The organism is Microbacterium sp. (assembly GCF_031988965.1).
GTDB lineage: Bacteria > Actinomycetota > Actinomycetes > Actinomycetales > Microbacteriaceae > Microbacterium.
In genome coordinates this window covers 5,128-11,121 of the sequence record NZ_DALZXX010000096.1, presented here as the reverse complement: position 1 = coordinate 11,121, position 5,994 = coordinate 5,128, and the positions used below count along the sequence as shown (strand labels likewise).

Sequence of the window (5,994 nt, the reverse complement as noted above, 5' to 3'; positions counted from 1 at the left end):
TGCGAGCTCCACTGGTTGAGACCCACGGTGAGCGGGTACCAGGCGGGGTCGGACAGCATGATCAGAGGCAGGAAGTAGTTGTTCCACGTCGCGACGACGGTGAACAGCGCCACGGTGACGATGCCGGGTGCGAGCAGCCGCATCGAGATCGTGAAGAAGGTGCGGAACTCGCCCGCGCCGTCGATGCGCGCGGCCTCGAGCAACTCGGTCGGAACGGACTCGGAGGCGAAGACCCAGATCAGGTAGAGACCGAACGGGCTGATGAGCGACGGGATGATCACGGCCCAGGGCGTGTTCGTCATGCCCAGCTCGCTGAAGAGCAGGAAGGTCGGCACCGCGAGAGCGGTGCCGGGAACGGCGACCGCACCGAGGACGACCGCGAACACGGCGCGGCGGCCGGGGAAACGGTACTTCGCCAGGCCGTAGCCCGCCATGGTGGCGAGCAGGGTCGCACCTCCGGCGCCGACGACGACGTAGAGCAGGGTGTTGCCGAGCCAGCGCAGGAAGATGCCGTCCTGGTACGAGAAGGTCGCGACCAGATTGTCGAAGAACGCGAAGTCGTCGGAGAACCACAGCCCGAAGGAGCTGAAGAGGCCCGCCTGCGTCTTGGTGGAGCTGAACAGCAGCCACACGAGGGGCACGAGCGTGTAGAGCGCGTACGCGACCATGACGATCAGCAGGATCTTCGACTTGCGCGGATTCATCAGATCGTGACGCTTCTGCGAGGGACGTGCGAGGGGGAGTGCCATGTCAGCGCACCTCCGACTTCGAGCCGCGCAGCTGCACGACGTAGGCGATCACCGCGGTGATGACGCCCATGATGATGGCGATCGTCGCGGCGTAGTTGAACTGCTGCCCGGCGAACGACAGGTTGTACGCGTACATGTTGGGCGTGAAGAACGTGGTGATCACGTTCGGAGCGAGCGGGCGCAGGATGTTCGGCTCGTTGAAGAGCTGGAAGCTGCCGATGATCGAGAAGATCGTCGCGATGACGAGGGCTCCGCGGACGTTGGGGATCTTGATCGAGAAGATCGTGCGCCATGCTCCCGCGCCGTCGAGCGAGGCCGCCTCGTACATGTCGGTCGGGATCGTCTTGAGGGACGAGTAGAAGATCAGCATGTTGTAGCCGACGAACTGCCAGGTCACGATGTTGCCGATCGACACCAGGATCCACTCCCGCGCGAACGGGGTGAAGACGTCGCTGCCGAGGAAGTCGTTCAGGTTGCTCGTGAGACCGAACTGGTCGCCGTAGATGTATCCCCACATCAGCACGGCCACGACGGCCGGCACGGCGTACGGCAGGAAGATCAGGATGCGGAAGAACGATGCTCCGCGCAGACGGGCGCTGTCGAGAGCGAGCGCCGCGGCCAGCGCCAGCGCGAGCATGATCGGCACCTGCACCACGAGGAAGAGCACGACGCGGCCGAACGCCTCCCAGAACTGGGAATCGGTGAGGGCGCGGACGTAGTTGTCGAACCCCACGAACGCGGTGCCGCCGATCAGCTTCTCCTGGAAGAAGCTGAGGTAGAGCGCATAGGCGAGGGGTGTCAGGAACACCAGCGCGAACACGACCATGAAGGGGCCGACGAACGCCCAGCCCTTCCAATCGCGCTTCTCGCGCCGGCGGATGCCGTGGTCCGCACGGGTTGCGGAAATTTGAGTCGTCATTGACGAGAACCTTCTTAGAGATCGAGCGCTCACCGCGCCGTGTGTCAACGTCAACATATGCGATGCGCTGGTAGTGTGTCAACGTCAACATATGAATGGATGGTTGATCGTGACCTCGGAGCAGCCGGCAGAGCCGCCGCAGCGGCGGAGAGACCCCTCGATGGAGGACGTCGCGCGTGAGGCCGGTGTCTCCGGGCAGACCGTCTCGCGCGTCGTGAACGCCCGAGGCTATGTCGGGGCCGCGACCCGGGTGCGTGTCGAAGATGCCATGCAGCGTCTCGGATACCGGCCGAACAGTGCGGCCAGAGCCCTGCGGTCGGGGCGGTTCCGCGCCATCGGCGTCATCATGTTCTCGTTCAGCTCGTACGGCAACCAGCGCACGCTCGACGCGATCGCGGTGCGCGCATCGCAGATGGGGTACGCGCTCACGCTGATCCCGGTCGAGTCGAGCGCGAGAGACACCGTCGCGGGGGCCTTCCGCCGCCTCGAGGAGCACGCGGTCGACGGCATCATCATCGTGATCGAAGCCCACCAGCTCGATGAGGCCGAGGTCGAGATCCCCGACGGGCTGCCCGTCGTGCTCGTCGACTCGAATCGCGGCGAGGGCCACCCCTTCGTCGACACCGATCAGGCGCAGGGAGCCCGACTCGCGACCGAGCATCTGCTCGACCTCGGGCACGAGACCGTCTGGCATGTGGCGGGACCCGCCAAGTCGTATTCCGCCGAGCGTCGTCGCGAATCGTGGCGGCAGACGCTCTCGTCGCGCGGACTCGCCGTGCCCGAGCCTCTCCAGGGGGACTGGACGGCCGAATCCGGCTATCAGGCGGGGCTTCGCCTTCGAGGTGAAGACAGCGTCACGGCGGTGTTCGCCGCGAACGACCAGATGGCGATCGGCGTCGTGCGGGCATTCCGCGAAGCGGGACGCGACATCCCGACCGACGTCAGTGTGGTCGGCTTCGACGGCCTCCCGGATGCCGCGCAGCTCTGGCCGCCGCTGACGACCGTGCAGCAGCATCCCGAGCGCGTCGGCGCGCTGGCGGTCGATGCCCTGCTCGCCGAGCTCGACGGCGGAGACCGCACGCAGACGCCCCTCGTGGGCACCGAGCTCGTGATCCGCGCGAGCACCGCGCCGCCTCGCGTCTGATCACACACTCTCTTCGGCGCCGGTTCGGCGACGGACGGCAGCCGCATCGGGGATTCCGCGCGAGAAGAGCATCGACAGCAGCGCGATCAGGATCAACCCCACGAATGCCACGCGCAGCGAAGACAGCTGCGATTCGCGATAGACCTCGGCGAGCTCGCGCGATTCGTCATCGGTGAGACCCGCGGCCTCGCCGATGCCCGCGACGTCTGCGGCCGGCACGACCGTCACTCCGCGGTCGGTCGCCGCACTCACGGTGGCCCTGACCTGTTCGGGGAGGTCGCTCGTCGCGACTCCCGAGGCGAACGACGTGGAGAGAGCGCCGATCAGCAGCGAGCCGATCAGTGCGGTGCCGAGTGAGGAACCGAGGTTCTGGAAGACCCCCTGCAGTCCGCCCGCCTCACTCGTGTCCTTCTCGCCCACGCTCGACATGTTCACGTTGCCCAACTGCGATGCCAGGAGTCCGAGGGCGGCCCCGGTGAGGAACATCCCGAGCCCGAACAGGCCGCCGCGCAGGTCTTCGGTCACCGAGCCGAGCAGCAGCAGAGCAGAGACCACCAGCACCGACTGCCCGATCCGCACGATGCGGCGCGGAGACCAGCGTCGGGACAGCGTCGTTCCCACGATCGAGAACAGGATCAGCGCGATCGAGAGAGGGAAGATCTTGACCCCCGTCTCGAGCGCGTCCAACCCGAGGGTCATCTGCAGGTACACCGGAACCATGAAGAAGAGACCGGCGGTCACCGCGTACTGGGCGCCCAGCACCGACAGCCCGCTGCGCAGCGAGACGATCGAGAACAGGTCGGGCTGCATGAGCGGGGATCTGCCGTCGCGCACGAGGCGGCGCTGCCAGGAGATGAACAGGGAGAGGAGGATGACCCCCGCGGCGATGCACCACGCGGTCAAGGAGATGCCGAGAGGGGCGAGGGTGACGCCGGCGATCTCGGGTCGATGCAGGGGGACCACCCACCCCCACGTCTTGCTCTGCAGCATGCCGAACACGATCAGCACGAGGCCTGCCGACGACAGGAGCACGCTGCCGATGTCGATCCGTATGCTCTGCCGCGGCGTGGAATCGGTGACGACGCGCGCGCACAGGACGACGGCCAGCATGATGATCACCTCGGCGACGAACACGAACCGCCAGCTCGAGTAGGTGGTCACGGCGCCGCCGATCAGCGGGCCCGCGGCGACCGCGGCGCCGGACACGGCGCCGATGACCGCGAAGGCCGTGACCCTGTCGCGTCCCCGGTAGTTGTCGGCGACGAGGCCGGCGATCGCGGGGATGACCAGCACCGCGCCGAGGCCCTCGATGATCGACCAGCCGAGGAAGAGGAAACCGACGGTCGGGCTCACAGCGGTGATCAGGGAGCCGAGCGCATAGACGCACGAGCCGATCACGAAGGCTCGGCGGCGACCCCACACGTCGCCGAGCTTCGCGCCGAAGAGCATGAAGGCGGCCATGGTCAGGGTGTAGAAGGTGATCGCCGCCTGCATGGCCGTGACCGAGGTGTTCAGGTCGCTCACGACCGTCGAGATCGACACGTTCATGACCGTGCCGTCGAGCACCATGACGAACTGCGCGGCGCCGAGCACGATGACGACGTTCCACTTCTTCACGGTGTCTCCTCGGAGGCGGATGCGGATGCGGATGCGGATGCTGTGTCGTAGGGGGAGCGGCGGGAGCCGCGCATGATCCGCGCCACCGCGGTGATCAGGAAGAGCTGTCCGGTGATCGCCTCGGCGACGGCGATGCCCTGCACGCCGGGTGAGACGGGGACGATGTTGCCGTAGCCGGTGGTGGTGAGCGTCGTGAACGAGAAGAACAGCTGAGTCGAGAGCGAGTCGACGGTCCCCGCGCCGAAGGTCGGTCCGACCGCCAGCAGCGCGACGAGGTTGTAGACGTGCGTGAAGAACATGCCCACCAGCACATAGGCGGCGGTCGCCGCGAGCAGCGCCTCGATGTCGAGCCCGCGGCGGTGCACCTGATGGCGGATGATGGCCACCGGGGCGAGCAGGAAGGCGAGGGCGGAGGCGGCGGACAGCACGATGTCGAGCACGTCGCCGCGCAGACCCAGCAGCGCGACGACGAGGGTCGCGGCGGCGGCCGCCGACAGGAAGATCCATGCCGTGTGCAGCACTCGCCGATGCGCCTCGGTCACCCGGAGCACGACGGCGACGGTCACGAGCTGCACCACGAGCACCCAGGGGCTGGGATCGGTCGTGGACTGAGCCGCGCACAGTGCATAGGCGACGATGAGCAGTGCGAGCACCGGCCAGTATCCGGAGCGCCGATCCCGGACGGCGGTGAGGACGACTCGCATGGCGTGGGTCACCCCGCTTCGCGGCGGCGCGGGAGGCGCCCTGACTCCAGCGCCTCGGTGAGGGCGTCGAAATCGTGCTGGTTCTGCTCGGCATAGGCGGATGCGAAGTCGGCGATCGCCTCGTCGAACGCGGAGCTGCGCCCGAGATAGCCGGCGATCTCGACCCGATCCCCGGACCGGGCGTGAGCGCGGCCGAGTGTCTCGCCGCAGATCCGGGCATACAGGATCGCGCCGCGCACGGTCATCGCATCCGGATCGATCCCTCCCTTGCCATCCTGCAGCTGGCGCACGTAGAAGTCGCGGCGCTGCCCGTCGACGGCGGTGAGGGACTGCCAGCCGAGGAAGAGATCACTGGACGCCTGCATGAGACGCTGCCCGCGGACGACGCGCTCTCCATGGCTCTCGAACTCGCTCGCGCCCAGGAACCGCTCGAGGACCGAGGCCTGCGCCTCTTTGCCCTGGAGTAGGAGAGGGTCGTCGTCGTCACGGCCGCTCAGGAGGATCACCCAGGCGCGCGTGCCCACGCTGCCCACGCCTACGACCTTCCGGGCCATGTGCCGATAGCGGTATTCGGCGATCGGATGCCGGTCGCCGATCAGGGTCTTCGGATACGACGCCAACACCTCGTGCATGGCCTCGGCTTCTGCGGCCGCGGAGGCTCCGGCCTCGCGCAGGATGTCCTCGACGGGCACGATCAACGGTGGAGAGGCGGCTATCCTCAGGTCGCCGTCGACGTCGCGCACCAGCTTGCGGAAGGCTCTCCGGTGGTCGCGTCTGCCGGCCTTGTCGATCACCGCATCCAGGCGGCGGATCTCGCTGTCGCCGGCGCGCTCGTCTCGTCGTTGCTCCCGGATCCACCGA

General features: G+C 67.5%; 6 protein-coding genes. 1 reads left to right on the top strand and 5 read right to left on the bottom strand.

Annotated features, from left to right (window positions below; translation table 11 throughout):
• Both RTM68_RS13615 and RTM68_RS13610 read right to left on the bottom strand, forming a co-directional pair.
• On the bottom strand, nt 1–704 hold a 704-nt coding region (locus RTM68_RS13615; RefSeq protein ID WP_312171798.1), incomplete at its 3' end, for a carbohydrate ABC transporter permease.
• A gap of 46 nt (nt 705–750) precedes the next feature.
• A complete protein-coding gene (locus RTM68_RS13610; protein ID WP_312171796.1) occupies nt 751–1,668 on the bottom strand; it encodes a sugar ABC transporter permease in 918 nt (305 codons plus the stop codon).
• Nucleotides 1,669–1,828: 160 nt separating this feature from the next.
• Between RTM68_RS13610 and RTM68_RS13605 the strand changes: the two genes are divergently transcribed.
• The gene (locus tag RTM68_RS13605; protein WP_194765564.1) at nt 1,829–2,812 is read left to right on the top strand and encodes a LacI family DNA-binding transcriptional regulator; all 984 of its coding nucleotides are present in this window, start codon (nt 1,829–1,831) and stop codon (nt 2,810–2,812) included.
• Here RTM68_RS13605 and RTM68_RS13600 read toward each other — a convergent pair whose 3' ends face one another.
• The 3 genes from RTM68_RS13600 to RTM68_RS13590 form a co-directional block, all read right to left on the bottom strand.
• Nucleotides 2,813–4,429 (bottom strand): MFS transporter, encoded by a 1,617-nt coding sequence (locus RTM68_RS13600; RefSeq protein ID WP_312171794.1) that lies wholly within the window; start codon nt 4,427–4,429, stop codon nt 2,813–2,815.
• Nucleotides 4,426–5,145 carry an ion channel gene (locus RTM68_RS13595; RefSeq protein ID WP_312171791.1) on the bottom strand — a complete coding sequence of 240 codons (720 nt, stop codon included), beginning with the start codon at nt 5,143–5,145 and terminating at the stop codon, nt 4,426–4,428. Before RTM68_RS13595 ends, RTM68_RS13600 begins: the two co-directional genes overlap by 4 nt.
• A partial coding sequence (locus RTM68_RS13590; RefSeq protein WP_312171788.1) for a DUF2252 family protein occupies nt 5,142–5,994 on the bottom strand: 853 nt, incomplete at its 5' end. The genes RTM68_RS13590 and RTM68_RS13595, both read right to left, overlap by 4 nt.

Excerpts from the sequence above, each read along its gene's own strand:
- RTM68_RS13610 (WP_312171796.1), bottom strand. The coding sequence starts at position 1,668 with ATGACGACTCAAATTTCCGCAACCCGTGCGGACCACGGCATCCGCCGG.
- RTM68_RS13605 (WP_194765564.1), top strand. The coding sequence starts at position 1,829 with ATGGAGGACGTCGCGCGTGAGGCCGGTGTCTCCGGGCAGACCGTCTCG.